This window comes from Bacillus sp. OV322, assembly GCF_900112495.1.
Lineage (GTDB): Bacteria > Bacillota > Bacilli > Bacillales > DSM-1321 > Peribacillus.
Window position 1 is genome coordinate 26375 of the sequence record NZ_FOMA01000011.1, and the last position, 16577, is coordinate 42951.

14 protein-coding genes are annotated in these 16577 nt (G+C 42.5%); all 14 read right to left on the minus strand.

The genetic code is table 11. The annotated features are described in order from the left end of the window. The 14 genes from rplV to rpoB all read right to left on the minus strand — a co-directional run bounded on the left by rplV (position 1) and on the right by rpoB (position 16392). Positions 1-342, minus strand: coding sequence for a 50S ribosomal protein L22 (rplV, locus tag BM126_RS20570; protein WP_071351389.1), 342 nt, complete (start codon positions 340-342; stop codon positions 1-3). Between the two features lie 17 nt (positions 343-359). Then, the gene (gene rpsS, locus BM126_RS20575) at positions 360-638 is read right to left on the minus strand and encodes a 30S ribosomal protein S19 (protein ID WP_071351390.1); all 279 of its coding nucleotides are present in this window, start codon (positions 636-638) and stop codon (positions 360-362) included. 60 nt (positions 639-698) lie between these two features. After that, complete coding sequence (gene rplB / locus BM126_RS20580; protein WP_071351391.1) at positions 699-1529, minus strand: 50S ribosomal protein L2; 831 nt, start codon at positions 1527-1529, stop codon at positions 699-701. A gap of 26 nt (positions 1530-1555) precedes the next feature. Beyond that, complete coding sequence (rplW, locus tag BM126_RS20585) at positions 1556-1843, minus strand: 50S ribosomal protein L23 (RefSeq protein ID WP_170846124.1); 288 nt, start codon at positions 1841-1843, stop codon at positions 1556-1558. After that, positions 1840-2463 carry a 50S ribosomal protein L4 gene (gene rplD, locus BM126_RS20590; RefSeq protein WP_071351393.1) on the minus strand — a complete coding sequence of 208 codons (624 nt, stop codon included), beginning with the start codon at positions 2461-2463 and terminating at the stop codon, positions 1840-1842. The genes rplW and rplD overlap by 4 nt, the downstream gene beginning before the upstream one ends. Positions 2464-2489: 26 nt before the next feature. Continuing rightward, a complete protein-coding gene (gene rplC, locus BM126_RS20595; protein WP_071351394.1) occupies positions 2490-3119 on the minus strand; it encodes a 50S ribosomal protein L3 in 630 nt (209 codons plus the stop codon). A gap of 36 nt (positions 3120-3155) precedes the next feature. Then, entirely contained in the window at positions 3156-3464 is a 309-nt protein-coding gene (rpsJ, locus tag BM126_RS20600) for a 30S ribosomal protein S10 (RefSeq protein ID WP_019244375.1), read from the minus strand. Positions 3465-4088: 624 nt separating this feature from the next. Continuing rightward, positions 4089-5276 (minus strand): elongation factor Tu, encoded by a 1188-nt coding sequence (gene tuf, locus BM126_RS20605; RefSeq protein ID WP_071351395.1) that lies wholly within the window; start codon positions 5274-5276, stop codon positions 4089-4091. 119 nt (positions 5277-5395) lie between these two features. Then, entirely contained in the window at positions 5396-7474 is a 2079-nt protein-coding gene (fusA, locus tag BM126_RS20610; RefSeq protein ID WP_090991240.1) for an elongation factor G, read from the minus strand. A gap of 51 nt (positions 7475-7525) precedes the next feature. Next, the gene (rpsG, locus tag BM126_RS20615; protein WP_071351397.1) at positions 7526-7996 is read right to left on the minus strand and encodes a 30S ribosomal protein S7; all 471 of its coding nucleotides are present in this window, start codon (positions 7994-7996) and stop codon (positions 7526-7528) included. A 42-nt stretch (positions 7997-8038) separates the two neighbouring features. Further along, positions 8039-8461, minus strand: coding sequence for a 30S ribosomal protein S12 (gene rpsL / locus BM126_RS20620; RefSeq protein ID WP_071351398.1), 423 nt, complete (start codon positions 8459-8461; stop codon positions 8039-8041). Between the two features lie 102 nt (positions 8462-8563). Next, positions 8564-8812, minus strand: a complete 249-nt coding sequence (locus BM126_RS20625) for a 50S ribosomal protein L7ae-like protein (RefSeq protein ID WP_071351399.1) — start codon at positions 8810-8812, stop codon at positions 8564-8566. Between the two features lie 202 nt (positions 8813-9014). Further along, entirely contained in the window at positions 9015-12614 is a 3600-nt protein-coding gene (gene rpoC / locus BM126_RS20630) for a DNA-directed RNA polymerase subunit beta' (RefSeq protein WP_090991241.1), read from the minus strand. Between the two features lie 202 nt (positions 12615-12816). After that, positions 12817-16392, minus strand: a complete 3576-nt coding sequence (gene rpoB, locus BM126_RS20635; RefSeq protein WP_090991242.1) for a DNA-directed RNA polymerase subunit beta — start codon at positions 16390-16392, stop codon at positions 12817-12819. Positions 16393-16577: the final 185 nt, after the last annotated feature.

The window sequence follows — 16577 nt, forward strand, 5'->3', positions numbered from 1 at the left end:
TTATCCCTCCTTCTTTTCTGATACAACGATTGTAATATGACTAGTACGTTTGTTGATCGCACTCGCACGTCCCATTGCGCGAGGACGGAAACGTTTTAAAGTTGGTCCTTCGTTAACGTATGCTTCTGAAACAACCAGGTTATTAATATCCATTTCGTAGTTGTGTTCTGCGTTTGCAACAGCAGACTTAAGAACTTTTTCTACGACTGGAGAAGCGCCTTTTGGAGTTAAGCGTAAAATCGCTACCGCCTCACCTACTTGTTTTCCTCGTATTAAATCTGCTACTAAACGGACTTTACGAGGAGCAATACGGACTGTTTTTGCAACAGCTTTTGCTTCCATGAGATGCCCTCCTCTCATTAACGTCTTGTTTTCTTATCGTCACTTGCGTGACCTTTGTAAGTACGTGTAGGCGCGAATTCGCCAAGCTTGTGGCCTACCATATCTTCAGTTACATATACCGGCACGTGTTTGCGGCCATCATAAACAGCGATTGTGTGGCCGATGAATTGCGGGAAGATTGTTGAACGACGAGACCAAGTTTTTACTACCTGTTTCTTGTCAGCTTCATTTAACTTTTCAACCTTAACGATTAAATGCTCATCAACAAAAGGCCCTTTTTTAGTGCTGCGTCCCATATGTGTACCTCCCTTCGTGATTGTTCTACGGTTCTATATATGAACCGTAGTGCAACCCCGTTATTTTTTGCGACGACGAACGATAAATTTATCGGACTTGTTTTTCTTCTTACGAGTTTTATACCCAAGAGTCGGTTTGCCCCATGGAGACATTGGAGACTTACGTCCGATTGGAGAACGACCTTCACCACCACCGTGAGGGTGATCATTAGGGTTCATTACAGATCCGCGGACTGTCGGGCGCTTGCCTAACCAGCGAGAACGTCCTGCTTTACCAATGTTGATTAGTTCATGCTGCTCGTTGCCGACTTGGCCGATTGTTGCACGGCAAGTAGCTAGGATCATACGAACTTCACCAGAGTTTAAACGTACAAGAACATAACGGCCTTCTTTACCAAGAACCTGTGCAGAAGTACCTGCTGAACGAACTAATTGTCCGCCTTTTCCTGGTTTAAGCTCGATGTTATGAATAACTGTACCAACTGGAATGTTTGATAATGGAAGAGTGTTACCTACTTTGATGTCGGCTTCAATACCTGACATTACCTCCATACCTACTTCTAGGTTTTTCGGAGCAAGGATATAACGTTTTTCTCCATCCACATAATTAATTAATGCAATATTTGCTGAACGATTCGGATCGTATTCAATAGTAGCAACGCGTCCTGGTATACCATCTTTTTGACGTTTGAAGTCAATGATACGGTATTGACGCTTATGACCGCCACCTTGATGACGAACTGTCAACTTACCTTGGTTGTTACGGCCGCCTTTATTTTTTAAAGGAGCAAGCAATGATTTTTCCGGTTTGTCAGTTGTGATTTCTGCGAAATCAGACACCGTCATGCCGCGTCGACCGTTAGAGGTAGGTTTATACTTTTTAATCGCCATGTGTATTTCCCTCCTTCTCTAATGAATTAAGCTTCAAATAGCTCGATTTCTTTGCTGTCAGCAGTTAATTTAATAATTGCTTTACGGCGCTTGTTTGTGTAGCCGGCATGTTTACCCATGCGCTTGAATTTACCTTTGTAGTTCATGATGTTAACTTTTTCAACTTCAACGCCGAAGATTTCTTGAACAGCATCTTTAACTTGAGTTTTATTAGCTCTAACATCGACTTCAAAAGTGTATTTTTTCTCAGCCATTAAGTCTGAAGAACGTTCAGTAATTACGGGGCGCTTAATGATATCGCGTGCATCCATTATGCAAGCACCTCCTCTACTTTTTCAACAGCTGATTTAGTCAAGATCAGTTTGCTGTGGGACACAACATCAAGAACGTTAAGACCGTTAGCTTCTACTACTGTAACACCAGGAAGGTTACGTGCAGATAAAGCAACTTTCTCATCTACTCCATCAGTTATAATTAGTGCTTTAGTGTCTACAGAAAGACCTTTCAGTACAGCTGCAAATTCTTTTGTTTTCGGAGTTTCGAAAGACAAGCTTTCAAGAACTAGTACGTTCTCTTCCAAAACTTTAGCAGATAAAGCAGATTTAATAGCTAGACGACGTACCTTTTTAGGCAGTTTGTAGCTATAAGTTCTTGGTGTAGGACCGAATACAGTACCGCCTCCACGCCATTGTGGTGAACGGATAGATCCTTGACGAGCGCGTCCAGTACCTTTTTGTTTCCAAGGTTTACGTCCGCCGCCTGCCACTTCAGAACGGTTTTTTACTTTATGGTTTCCTTGTCGCAAGGAAGCCCTTTGCATGATGATTGCTTCAAATAAAACACTATTGTTAGGCTCAATTCCAAAAATAGACTCATTTAGCTCGATATCGCCAACTTGAGAACCAGCTTGGTTGAACATTGTAACTTTTGGCATTCTAATGCTCCTCCTTTCTCGGAAAATTACTTAGCTTTAACTGCAGTTTTAACTTTAATTAAAGCTTTTCTAGGTCCAGGCACATTACCTTTGATTAAAAGAAGGTTGCGCTCAAGATCAACTTTAACGATAGTTAGGTTTTGTACAGTGATTTGTTCTCCACCCATACGTCCAGGCAATAATTTACCTTTGAATACACGGTTTGGAGCAACAGGACCCATTGAACCTGGGCGGCGGTGGTAACGAGATCCGTGAGCCATTGGTCCGCGTGATTGTCCGTGGCGTTTAATAGCACCCTGGAAACCTTTACCCTTTGAGATTCCTGTAACATCAACTACATCGCCTTCGGCGAAAATATCAACTTTGACTTCTTGACCCATCTCATAATCAGTGAGATTTGTATCGCGGAATTCGCGAATGAAGCGCTTAGGTGCCGTGTTTGCCTTCGCAACGTGTCCTTGTTCAGGTTTGTTGGAAAGTTTTTCACGTTTATTTTCGTAACCGATCTGAACAGCTTCATAGCCATCAACTTCAACTGTTTTCTTTTGAAGTACAACGTTATTAGCTGCTTCAATAACAGTTACCGGAATAAGCTCGCCGTTTTCAGCAAATACTTGCGTCATACCGATTTTTCTTCCTAAGATTCCTTTGGTCATTAGTCACACCTCCTGAATAATAATTGTTTTTATATATTAAAGTTTAATTTCAATGTCAACACCGGATGGTAAATCCAAACGCATAAGTGAATCAACTGTTTGCGGAGTTGGATTAACGATATCGATTAGACGTTTGTGTGTACGCATCTCGAATTGTTCACGAGAATCTTTGTACTTATGAACCGCACGAAGGATCGTGTATACAGATCTTTCTGTCGGTAATGGAATCGGGCCAGATACAGCCGCACCAGAACGTTTTGCAGTTTCTACAATCTTCTCAGCAGATTGATCCAGGATTCTGTGATCATATGCTTTCAAACGAATACGAATTTTTTGTTTTGCCATTATTTTCCCTCCTTTTCGCCTATTTTAGAAATAGACCTTCTCAATGGAAATTTCCCACATACCCGCCATGGCAAAGCGGCCGGGTGTGTCAGCAACCTTCCATATCATCGCAGTCAAAGACCAACATTGTCTATTATACATAAAACACTATGAATTAGCAAGTAAAAACTTTAACTGATTCAATGTGCAACACACTTCTACTATTATACATACGCTAATACATTTTATCAAGTAAATCTTTATGTTTAATTTGATTTGTCCATTAGCTTCTATTATATAGAAAATATTAAGGCTGCATCTAAAAGAAATATGTATGCTAGTGTTTACAGACAAGATCAATTAACTCTGCATGAAGTGAATATAATTAGTGTTTTTATTTATATTCCACGAAGATTCCTTTAAATAGGATAAACTTCGAGGAGTTTCGAATTACGCCTTTCACCGGGATCAACGCACCTTATAAACACATATCTCTGAAAGGAACATACTGGCACATTAGCTCCAGACAATGTTTCCTCTTTAGCCGGGCCCATTTAATATAATTGAACAAAACAAAAAGAGCAGATGGCGTCCCATCTGCTCTTTTTGTGAAAGGCGTCCCCTTCGATATAGGAATGTTTAAAATTACTCTTGGATTGTAGCTACTACTCCAGCACCTACAGTACGTCCACCCTCACGGATAGAGAACTTTGTACCTTCTTCGATAGCAACAGAAGCAATAAGTTCAACAGTCATTTCAATGTTATCGCCAGGCATAACCATTTCTACGCCTTCAGGAAGGTTGCAGATACCAGTTACATCAGTTGTACGGAAGTAGAACTGTGGGCGGTAGTTTGTGAAGAAAGGAGTATGACGTCCGCCTTCTTCTTTTGAAAGAACATAAACTTCAGCTTTGAACTTTGTGTGTGGATTGATTGTACCCGGCTTAGCAAGTACTTGTCCACGTTGGATGTCTTCACGTGCAACACCACGAAGAAGAGCACCAATGTTATCGCCAGCTTCTGCATAATCAAGAAGCTTACGGAACATTTCAACACCAGTTACAGTTGTAGATTTTGCTTCTTCAGCTAAACCAACGATTTCAATTACATCGCCGACTTTAACTTGTCCACGCTCAACACGGCCAGTAGCAACTGTTCCGCGTCCAGTGATTGAGAAAACATCCTCAACAGGCATCATGAATGGCTTTTCAGTATCACGAGTTGGAGTTGGGATATACTCATCAACAGCTGACATTAATTCAACGATTTTTTCTTCCCATGCTGCATCGCCTTCAAGAGCTCTAAGAGCAGAACCTTTGATTACTGGGATATCATCGCCAGGGAATTCATATTCAGAAAGAAGATCACGAATTTCCATTTCAACTAGTTCAAGTAGTTCTTCGTCATCAACCATGTCGCATTTGTTCATGAATACTACTAGGTAAGGAACACCAACTTGACGAGAAAGAAGGATGTGCTCACGAGTTTGTGGCATTGGGCCATCAGCTGCAGAAACAACTAGGATACCGCCGTCCATTTGAGCAGCACCAGTGATCATGTTCTTAACATAGTCAGCATGTCCAGGGCAGTCAACGTGTGCATAGTGACGAGTTTCAGTTTCGTACTCAACGTGTGCAGTAGAGATTGTGATTCCACGCTCTCTTTCTTCTGGAGCTGCGTCGATTTGATCGTATCCACGTGCTTCAGCTCCACCAGCTTTAGCAAGAACAGTAGTGATAGCTGCTGTTAAAGTTGTTTTACCATGGTCAACGTGACCAATTGTACCGATATTAACGTGCGGTTTTGAGCGATCGTATTTAGCTTTTCCCATTAGGATATTCCTCCTTAAAATTATATAAAAGTTTAAGTATATTATGGCTATGAAAACAGGGTATTCCCGTTTTCATAGCTTATATAAGTAGTTATACTTGATTAAAAGGCGAAAATCAATTATTCACCTTTATTTTTTTTGATAATTTCTTCAGAAATGCTCTTTGGTACTTCTTCATAATGGTCGAAGTGCATAGAGAATGTTCCGCGTCCTTGAGTGTTAGAACGTAGAGATGTTGCATAACCGAACATTTCAGATAGTGGAACCATCGCACGAACAGCTTGTGTGTTTCCGCGTGCTTCCATACCTTCTACACGTCCGCGTCTGGAAGTGATATCTCCCATGATGTCGCCCATGTATTCTTCAGGAATGACAACTTCTACTTTCATGATTGGCTCAAGAATAACTGGTTTACATTTAGAAGCCGCATTTTTAAGTGCCATTGAAGCTGCAATTTTGAAGGCCATTTCGTTGGAGTCAACGTCATGGTAAGATCCATCAAATAATTTAGCTTTAATGTCAACAAGCGGGAATCCTGCAAGAACACCATTGTCAAGGGAATCTTCTAGACCCGCTTGAACTGCAGGGATGTATTCACGAGGAACAACACCACCGACGATAGCATTCTCGAATTCGAATCCTTTTCCTTCTTCATTTGGAGAAAACTCAATCCATACATGTCCGAATTGTCCGCGTCCGCCTGATTGACGTACAAACTTACCTTCGACTTGCGCAGAGCCGCGGAAAGTTTCACGATATGCAACCTGTGGTGCACCAACATTAGCTTCAACTTTGAATTCACGGCGCATACGGTCAACAATGATGTCAAGGTGAAGCTCACCCATACCAGCAATGATGGTTTGTCCAGTTTCCTGGTCCGTATGTGCACGGAAAGTAGGATCTTCTTCTTGTAGCTTTTGAAGAGCGTTAGACATTTTGTCTTGGTCCGCTTTGGACTTAGGCTCAACAGAAAGTGAGATAACCGGTTCAGGGAACTCCATAGACTCAAGAATAACTAGATTCTTGTCGTCACATAGTGTATCACCAGTAGTAGTATCTTTCAAGCCTACTGCAGCTGCAATGTCTCCTGCGTGTACTTCAGAGATCTCTTGGCGGCTGTTAGCATGCATCTGAAGGATACGTCCGATACGCTCACGTTTTCCTTTAGTAGAGTTGATAACATAAGAACCAGACTGCAAAGTTCCGGAATAAACGCGGAAGAATGTCAGTTTACCAACATAAGGGTCAGTCATAACTTTGAAAGCTAGAGCTGAGAATGGTTCGTCATCATCTGAATGACGTTCCACTTCTTCATCTGTATCAGGGATAGTACCTTTGATAGCAGGTACATCTAATGGAGATGGAAGGAAGTCGATAACGTTATCCAGCATAAGCTGAACACCTTTGTTTTTAAATGCTGATCCACAGATTACAGGGAAAAACTCAACATTAACAGTACCTTTACGAATGCCTGCTTTAAGCTCTTCGTTAGTGATTTCTTCACCGCCAAGGTATTTTTCCATTAAGTCTTCGTCTAATTCTGCAACTGCTTCAATTAGCTTTTCACGGTATTCTTCAGCAAGTTCTTTATGCTCTTCAGGAATATCGCGCACTTCAATATCAGTGCCTAAATCGTTGCTGTAGAAAGTAGCTTTCATTTCAATTAAGTCAATGATTGCTTCGAAATCATCTTCAGCGCCGATCGGCAATTGGATAGGATGTGCATTTGCTTGAAGACGGTCATGAATGGTTTTAACTGAGTATAAGAAATCAGCACCAATTTTGTCCATCTTGTTAACAAATACGATACGCGGTACACCGTAAGTAGTAGCCTGGCGCCAAACTGTTTCAGTTTGAGGCTCAACACCTGATTGTGCATCAAGTACTGCTACTGCACCATCAAGTACACGCAGGGAACGTTCAACTTCAACTGTGAAGTCTACGTGTCCCGGTGTATCGATAATGTTAACACGGTGGCCTTTCCATTGTGCAGTTGTTGCTGCAGAAGTGATTGTAATTCCGCGTTCTTGTTCCTGCTCCATCCAGTCCATCTGAGATGCACCTTCATGAGTTTCACCGATCTTGTGGATACGGCCTGTATAATAAAGAACACGTTCTGTTGTAGTCGTTTTACCAGCATCGATGTGAGCCATGATACCGATATTACGAGTATTTGCTAAGGAGAACTCTCTTGCCATTTGGTCTTTCTCCTTCCTAGTATTAGAGTATTTTTAAAAGCAGGGCCGATCTTACCAGCGGTAGTGAGCGAATGCTTTGTTAGCTTCAGCCATTTTGTGTGTATCTTCACGTTTCTTTACAGAAGCTCCAGTGTTGTTTGCAGCATCCATAATTTCGTTAGCCAAACGCTCTTCCATCGTTTTTTCTCCACGAAGGCGAGAGTAGTTTACTAACCAGCGAAGTCCTAGAGTAGAGCGGCGGTCAGGGCGTACCTCAACTGGTACTTGGTAGTTTGCACCACCCACACGGCGAGCTCTAACTTCTAATACAGGCATGATGTTTTTTAGTGCTTGATCAAACACTTCAATCGGTTCATTACCAGTACGTTCCTTAATAAGGTCAAGTGCTGAGTAAAGAATCTTTTGTGATTTACCTCTTTGTCCATCAACCATCATTTTGTTGATTAAACGAGTTACAAGCTTTGAATTATAAATCGGATCTGGCAATACATCTCTTTTTGTTACTGGTCCTTTACGAGGCATTACATTTCCTCCTTTCGAGAAAGTTCATATTTTTAGTTGTAATTATTTTTTCGGTGCTTTTGGACGCTTTGTTCCATACTTAGAACGTCCTTGCATACGGTTGTTTACACCAGCAGTATCAAGCGCACCACGAACGATGTGGTAACGTACCCCTGGTAAATCCTTTACACGTCCGCCGCGGATAAGTACCACGCTGTGTTCTTGCAGGTTGTGTCCGATACCTGGGATATAAGCTGTTACCTCGATACCGTTTGTCAAACGTACACGTGCATATTTACGCAACGCGGAGTTTGGTTTCTTTGGAGTCATTGTACCAACACGAGTACAAACACCACGCTTTTGCGGAGATGATACGTTAGTTTGTGCTTTCTTAAAGCTGTTGTAGCCTTTGTTTAGTGCTGGTGAATCTGATTTTTCGATCTTGGACTCGCGTCCTTTGCGCACTAATTGATTAATAGTAGGCATTTTTGTTTCCTCCCTTCACTTTTTCGTTCTAGTACCACACATCCAGGTGGTTCATAATTGAGCAAAAACAAAGTTCTTGCAAAAATATCTGCAAAAACAGTTTTACTTTTTAATGGCAACAGTTGCTGCTCCGACATCTATACCACATGCCTTACCCAGCATTCGCATCGAATCAACGTATGTGATTGGAACATTTAATTCTTTGGCTGTTTCTGCAACCCGGGCTGTCAAGAATATGTCAGCATCCTGAGCGATAAAAACTTCCTGAATCAAACTATTTTTAAGAGCTCTCACTGTTTGTTTTGTTCCTATAACCACTGACTTTGCCTGTAGCACTTTTTCATAAGACATGTTTCATATCCTCCAAAGTAACAGGGTTTTATAGGAGCACCTTTGCTATAGTATCACTACAACTAGTATACTGTCAACTTTCTTTTAGAAAAAAACTCTAGCAAAAGATTTCCTTTTAATAAAAATAGCTAAAAGCAATGAATGGATCATAAAGAGAAAAGCTTCTCTTTATGATCATCATTTGCCATGTACCAGTTTTTACTTAATCTGCAGGCACTATTTTTTCGTCTGCAGTTTCTGTGAATACTGGCTGTGCTTTTCTATAACGCAGCATTCCTGTTCCTGCCGGTACTAATTTACCGATGATAACATTCTCTTTAAGACCAAGCAATTCATCACGCTTGCCTTTGATTGCTGCATCAGTCAAGACTCTTGTAGTTTCCTGGAAGGATGCTGCAGATAAGAATGAATCAGTTTCAAGTGATGCTTTAGTGATACCCAGTAATACAGGACGGCCAGTCGCAGGAATTTTACCTGATAGAAGTGCGGCTGTATTCGCCTGTGTAAATTGGTGTACATCCAAAAGTGTTCCTGGAAGGACATCTGTATCTCCTGCGTCAATGACCCTTACTTTGCGCAGCATCTGTCTTACCATTACCTCGATATGTTTGTCGCCAATTTCAACACCCTGCATACGGTATACCTTCTGTACTTCACGAAGCAGGTATTCTTGAACAGATAATACATCTGTTACTTTTAAGAGTTCCTTAGGATCGATGGAACCCTCTGTTAATTCATGGCCGCGTCCGATGTGCGAATCCACAGTAACTCTCAGGCGCGCTGTATATGGCGCTGTGTAAGTGCGGGATTCAACTGCACCTTGAACAACGATTTCCTGCTGTTTATCACGAATTTCATTAATTGATACGATTGTACCCTCAATTTCAGAAATGATCGCTTGACCTTTAGGATTCCTTGCTTCAAATATCTCTTGGATACGAGGAAGACCTTGAGTGATATCATCGCCGGCAACACCGCCAGTATGGAACGTACGCATTGTAAGCTGTGTTCCTGGTTCACCGATTGATTGAGCAGCAATGATTCCGACTGCTTCACCAACTTCAACCTCTTGGCCAGTTGCCAGGTTGCGTCCGTAACATTTTTTACATACACCATGGCTGGTGTTACATGTAAATGCAGAACGGATCCAAACTTGTTCAACGCCAACTTCTTCGATATAGATAGCAAGATCTTCAGTGATCAGACCGTTTTCAGGTACGATTACTTCATTCGTTTCCGGATGCTTGATCGCTTTCCTTGCATGTCGGCCTATTAGACGTTCTTCAAGTTTTTCGATAATTTCTGTTCCATCTTTCAGGGCAGAAATCAGCAATCCGCGATCTGTACCACAGTCATCTTCACGGACGATGACATCTTGCGCCACGTCAACGAGACGGCGTGTAAGGTAACCTGAATCCGCCGTTTTAAGGGCTGTATCCGCAAGACCTTTACGCGCACCATGGGTGGAGATGAAGTATTCTAGAACTGTTAAACCTTCACGGAAACTTGATTTAATCGGCAATTCAATAATTCGTCCAGCCGGGTTGGCCATCAATCCGCGCATACCAGCAAGCTGAGTGAAGTTTGATGCGTTACCACGCGCTCCGGAATCACTCATCATGAAGATCGGGTTGCGGCGATGAAGGGAATTCATCAGTTTGGACTGAATGGTATCCTTGGCAGCGCTCCAAATTGAAATAACACGATCATAACGCTCATCTTCGGTGATTAGACCGCGTCTGAACTGTTTTAGAACATTATCTACTTTTTGCTGTGCTTCTTCGATGATCTGCTGCTTTTCGCCTAATACAACGATATCAGCCACACCAACCGTAATTCCAGCTTTAGTAGAATATTTAAATCCAAGGTCTTTCATACGGTCAAGCATTTTAGATGTTTCAGTAATTTTGAAACGTTTAAATACTTCCGCGATGATATTACCAAGTATCTTTTTCTTGAAAGGATCAATAATTTCCTGAGCCTTGATTAATTCCTTAATGTCTGCGCCTTTTTCCACAAAATATTTCTCAGGAGTTTTCACTTCCAAGTTTAATTTTGTCGGTTCATTAATGTATGGGAACGATTTAGGAAGAATTTCATTAAAGACAAGCTTTCCAACTGTAGTGATGAGAAGCTGCTTATTTTGTTCTTCTGTAAACGTCTCATTATTTAATGATGAAGCGTGTACGGCACAGCGGGAATGCAAATGAATATAGCCATTTTGATAGGCAAGCAGCGCTTCGCTTGTATCCTTGAAGACCATGCCTTCACCAATTGCATCTTCTCTTTCAAGGGTAAGGTAATAGTTGCCCAATACCATATCCTGTGAAGGAGTAACAACCGGTTTGCCGTCCTTAGGATTCAAGATGTTTTGAGCTGCCAGCATCAGCATGCGCGCTTCTGCCTGTGCCTCTGCAGATAAAGGAACGTGAACAGCCATTTGGTCACCGTCAAAGTCAGCATTGTATGCGGTACATACAAGCGGGTGAAGACGGATTGCCCGGCCTTCTACAAGTGTAGGTTCAAATGCCTGGATACCCAGTCTGTGAAGCGTTGGTGCACGGTTCAGCAATACCGGATGCTCCTTAATTACAGCTTCTAGTACATCCCAGATCTCAGGAGACAAACGTTCAATTTTGCGTTTGGCAGATTTAATGTTATGTGCCAAGCCTTTTTGTACCAATTCCTTCATAACGAAAGGTTTGAATAATTCAATTGCCATTTCCTTAGGAAGTCCGCACTGATACATTTTCAGGTTAGGGCCTACTACGATAACGGAACGGCCGGAATAGTCAACACGTTTACCAAGAAGGTTTTGACGGAAACGTCCTTGTTTACCCTTCAGCATATGTGACAGGGATTTCAATGGTCTGTTTCCTGGTCCGGTAACCGGACGTCCGCGGCGGCCATTATCAATTAAGGCATCTACAGCTTCTTGAAGCATACGCTTTTCATTTTGTACGATAATGCTAGGCGCGCCCAAATCCAAAAGTCTTTTTAGACGGTTGTTCCGGTTAATTACACGGCGGTACAGGTCATTCAGATCAGATGTAGCGAAACGCCCTCCATCCAATTGAACCATTGGACGAAGCTCTGGAGGAATGACAGGAAGCACATCAAGGATCATCCATGATGGCTCGTTACCGGAGTTACGGAAAGCTTCTAAGACTTCAAGGCGTTTAATAGCACGCGTTCTGCGCTGTCCTTGCGCGGTTTTAAGCTCTTCTTTAAGAGATTCGACCTCTTTTTCAGTATCGATGTCTTGAAGAAGCTTTTTAATAGCTTCAGCACCCATTGCAGCCTGGAATTTTTTTCCGTATTTTTCGCGGTATGCGCGGTATTCTTTCTCAGAAAGAAGCTGTTTCTTTTCAAGTGATGTGTCGCCTGTTTCAGTGACAACATACGATGCAAAGTAAATGACTTCCTCTAAAGCACGAGGTGACATATCAAGGACTAATCCCATTCGGCTAGGAATGCCTTTAAAGTACCAGATATGTGATACAGGAGCAGCAAGCTCGATGTGCCCCATACGCTCACGGCGCACTTTTGCTCTGGTAACCTCAACTCCGCATCGGTCACAAACTACACCTTTATAACGTACACGCTTATATTTACCGCAATGACATTCCCAGTCTTTTTGCGGTCCAAAAATCCGTTCGCAGAACAAGCCGTCTTTCTCTGGCTTTAATGTACGGTAGTTGATTGTTTCAGGTTTTTTTACTTCACCATGTGACCAAGAACGAATCTTGTCCGGTGAAGCCAAACCAATCTTCATATATTCAAAATTATTAACGTCTAGCAAGGGGCCTACCTCCCTTTTGTTATCCAGGTTTTACCCTTATTGCTTGTATAGCCAAGCTCTGCCGAGATATTAGATGAGTGTCTATCAGACAAGATTGCTATTATCCTGTCAGACAGTATTTAAATTAAATGCTCCAACAGGCAGCCGGTGCCCCGGCAAAATGCAGGGATACCAGTAACTGCCCGTCAGTTCATATCATTAATTAGTTGTTGCCTGCGTTTTTAGCTCCTGCTTCAGAAGCAACCATATCTTTATCTTCGCCTTCAATGGACAAAGTATCCGATTGGTTAGGATCATCTTCATCTTCTAAATCACGCATTTCAATTTCACGGTCTTCTGCATTCATGATCTTGACATCCAATCCTAAACTTTGGAGTTCTTTTATCAATACTTTGAATGATTCAGGCACTCCAGGTTCAGGAACGTTTTCACCCTTGACGATGGCTTCATAAGTCTTAACACGTCCAACCACGTCATCAGATTTAACGGTAAGGATTTCTTGAAGAGTATAAGCAGCACCGTATGCTTCAAGAGCCCAAACTTCCATTTCTCCAAAACGCTGTCCGCCAAATTGCGCTTTACCGCCAAGAGGCTGCTGCGTTACAAGTGAGTAAGGTCCAGTTGAACGGGCATGAAGCTTATCGTCTACCATGTGGGCAAGCTTAATCATATACATGACGCCTACAGAAACACGGTTATCAAACGGTTCACCAGAACGTCCATCATAAAGAACCGTCTTGGCATCTCTCGCCATTCCAGCTTCTTCAATTGTAGACCATACATCTTCCTCACGAGCTCCGTCAAATACTGGTGAAGCTACGTGAATATTAAGTGCACGGGCTGCCATTCCAAGGTGAAGCTCAAGTACCTGGCCGATATTCATACGGGACGGAACACCCAGAGGATTCAACATGATATCAACCGGTGTGCCATCAGGCATGTAAGGCATATCTTCTTCAGGCAGTATGCGGGAGATAACACCTTTGTTTCCGTGTCGTCCGGCCATTTTATCGCCTTCGTGAATTTTACGTTTCTGAACGATGTACACACGTGCCAGCTGGTTTACGCCTGGAGGAAGCTCATCTCCGTCTTCACGGTTGAATACTTTTACATCCAGTACGATACCGCCGCCGCCATGCGGAACCCGAAGTGATGTATCACGGACTTCACGTGCTTTTTCACCAAAGATTGCATGCAATAGACGTTCTTCAGCAGTAAGTTCCGTCACCCCTTTAGGAGTTACTTTACCTACTAGGAGGTCGCCGTCTTTTACTTCCGCACCCACACGGATGATTCCGCGCTCGTCAAGATTGCGCAATGCGTCTTCACCGACGTTTGGAATATCACGGGTGATTTCTTCAGGTCCAAGCTTGGTATCACGTGACTCTGACTCATATTCTTCAATATGGATAGATGTATAAACATCATCTTTTACAAGGCGTTCACTCATAATGATGGCATCTTCATAGTTGTAGCCATCCCATGTCATGAAGGCAACAAGGACATTACGGCCAAGTGCCAGCTCTCCTTTTTCCATTGAAGGGCCATCAGCAAGGATTTCTCCTTTTACCACTTTATCGCCGACACTTACGATCGGACGCTGGTTATAGCACGTTCCCTGATTGGAACGGATAAATTTAAGCATGCGGTACTTGTCAAGGTTTCCTTTAACTTCCTGTCCGTCAACCTCACTCACACGGCGCACCCATACTTCACGGGACTCCACATGCTCTACAATGCCTGGATGCTTGCATATTACAGCAGCTCCAGAATCCTTTGCAGAAACATATTCCATACCGGTTCCGACACGCGGAGCTTCCGGCTGCATTAAAGGAACTGCTTGACGCTGCATGTTCGCTCCCATAAGCGCACGGTTGGAGTCATCATTTTCAAGGAAAGGAATACATGCTGTCGCAGCAGATACAACCTGTTTAGGAGATACATCCATGTAGTCAACGCGATCACGCGGAACTACAGTGTTTTCTCCCCGGAAACGGGCTACTACATCTTCATCAACAAATGAACCATCATCAGAAAGACGGACATTCGCCTGTGCTACAACATAGTTATCTTCTTCATCAGCTGTCAAATAGTCGATGCGATTAGTGATTTTTCCTGTTTCCGGATCTACACGGCGATATGGAGTTTCAATAAATCCATAAGGGTTCACCTTTGCATAACTGGAAAGAGAGTTAATCAGACCGATGTTCGGGCCCTCTGGTGTCTCAATCGGACACATGCGGCCATAGTGGGAGTAGTGAACGTCACGGACTTCAAAGCCGGCACGCTCACGGGTTAACCCGCCTGGTCCCAATGCAGAAAGACGGCGTTTATGAGTCAATTCTGCCAAAGGATTCGTCTGGTCCATGAATTGCGATAATTGAGAGCTTCCGAAGAACTCTTTAATAGAAGCAATGACAGGACGAATATTGATAAGCTGCTGTGGTGTAATTGTGTTCGTATCCTGAATCGACATTCTCTCGCGGACAACACGCTCCATACGGGATAAGCCGATGCGGAATTGGTTCTGAAGCAATTCACCGACAGAACGGAGACGGCGATTTCCCAAATGGTCAATATCATCCGTAATTCCGACCTGATGCAGCAGGTTGAAGAAATAACTGATAGAAGAAATAATATCAGCAGGTGTAATGTTCTTCACCTGATCGGATACATAAGCATTGCCGATGACATTAATTACTTTTTCGCCTTCAGCATCATTTGGAGCATATATTTTAATAGGCTGAAGAAGAGTTTCCTCTTCTACTACCCCGCCTGTTGGATGGTAGGTTTTAAAACCGATTCCCGCTTCGATATTTGGCAGGATTTTATCCAGATTACGGCGATCAAGCAATGTGCCTTTTTCAACGACAATTTCACCTGTTTCAGGATCAATTAACGTTTCAGCGATGCGCTGGCCAAACAAGCGGTTTTTAATATGAAGCTTTTTATTTATCTTATAACGCCCTACATTAGCCAGATCATATCGTTTAGGATCAAAGAATCTGGATACCAAAAGACTCTTGGCGTTTTCTACAGTAGGCGGTTCACCCGGACGCAGACGCTCATAAATTTCGAGCAGCGCTTTTTCAACACTTTCAGTATTGTCCTTTTCAAGCGTGTTGCGGATATATTCATTATCACCGATTAAATCAATGATTTCCTGATCTGTACCAAAACCAAGCGCACGAAGCAATACCGTGATAGGCAGCTTTCTGGTGCGGTCAATCCTTACATAAACTACATCTTTGGCATCTGTTTCGTACTCCAGCCAAGCACCGCGGTTAGGAATGACAGTTGCGCTGTAACCGCGCTTGCCGTTTTTGTCCATTTTACCGTTGTAATATACACTTGGAGAACGCACCAGCTGTGATACGATAACACGCTCAGCACCATTTATAATAAATGTGCCGGTTTCAGACATAAGAGGGAAATCGCCCATGAAAACATCCTGGTCTTTTACTTCCCCTGTTTCTTTATTTACAAGACGTACCTTTACACGAAGAGGAGCAGAGTATGTAACATCCCGCTCTTTTGTTTCTTCTACAGAGTATTTCGGGTCACCCAGGCTATAATCAATAAACTCAAGTGATAAATTACCTGTAAAATCTTCAATCGGAGAAATATCCTGAAACATTTCCCTAAGTCCTTCGTCTAAAAACCATTGATAAGAAGCTGTTTGAATTTCAATAAGATTTGGTAATTCCAAAACCTCGCTAATTCTAGCATAGCTTCTGCGCTGGCGGTGTCGTCCATACTGAACAAGTTGACCTGTCAACAGATTCACCCCTTAAATCAAGCATTATAAGGATCTAATCATCTCTTGGACTTGTTAAATTCCAAAAGACAAAAAGAAAATGGTTTTTGTATTAAAAAAACCACTATTACTCATAAAACGAACTATTATTTATATATTTTTTCCACATTATGCATTTTTTATACTAAAAATGGTACAAAAATTGC